Consider the following 871-nt stretch of genomic DNA (forward strand, 5'->3'; position numbering starts at 1 on the left):
CGCCTCCTGTAACTGGCGTCTACGGACAAGGCGCTGCCTTAAAAGTATCACATAGGAGGCGTGCGGTCAATACGAGTTAACTCGTCAGCATTTTAACATCAACGTGCCGCTCGAATTTTTTCTTCACGCGCTGTAAGGCATTATCGATCGACTTCACGTGACGGTCAAGGTCGTCAGAGATTTCTTGATACGAACGACCATCCAAATAAAGACGAAGCACTTTTCGTTCCAAGTCACTGAGGAGCTCATCCATCTTCTCTTCCATGAATAGTTGTTCTTCCCGCGTGACGAGCAAGTCTTGCGGGTCGTTCGGATGCGGGGGCAAGATCACGTCGAGCAACGTCCGGTCAGACTCATCGTCAAAGATCGGCTTGTCGAGCGAGACGTATGAGTTGAGCGGAATATGTTTCTGACGCGTCGCCGTCTTAATGGCCGTAATCATCTGACGGGTGATACACATCTCGGCAAAACTCTTAAACGAAGCGAGGCGTTCATCCCGATAGTCACGCACGCCTTTGTACAGACCGATCATTCCCTCTTGGACGATATCCTCGTGGTCAGCGCCGATCAAAAAGTAAGACCGCGCCTTCGCCCGCACGAAGTAACGGTAACGTTCAATCAAAAACTCGAGCGCATCACTATCCCCTTCATTCCGCGCTAGAGAGACGAGCTCTTCGTCTGACATCGTTTCAAACTGCTCGTATGGCCATCCGTTCATGTTTCATACCCCCCGGCAATTGATAATGAACTATGTAAGTTAGTGTTCTTATTATAGGCGTCGTACAAAACGACCGTCAAATAAATTTCAAAAAATTCCGTCAATTAGATATGTTGTGACTCATACAACTAATAGTATACAACATTTCTTTCC

At 47.8% G+C, this 871-nt stretch carries 1 protein-coding gene; it reads right to left on the minus strand.

The window, feature by feature from the left end; genetic code table 11:
• Nucleotides 1-76: 76 nt before the first annotated feature.
• On the minus strand, nt 77-718 hold the full coding sequence (gene sigH, locus A6395_RS08430; protein ID WP_070329253.1) for an RNA polymerase sporulation sigma factor SigH: 642 nt from the start codon (nt 716-718) through the stop codon (nt 77-79).
• Nucleotides 719-871: the final 153 nt, after the last annotated feature.

The organism is Exiguobacterium sp. SH31 (assembly GCF_001816105.1).
Classification (GTDB): domain Bacteria; phylum Bacillota; class Bacilli; order Exiguobacteriales; family Exiguobacteriaceae; genus Exiguobacterium; species Exiguobacterium aurantiacum_A.

Bases quoted from the DNA above. Each gene is read 5' to 3' on its own strand.
- sigH (WP_070329253.1), bottom strand. From the start codon at position 718: ATGAACGGATGGCCATACGAGCAGTTTGAAACGATGTCAGACGAAGAG.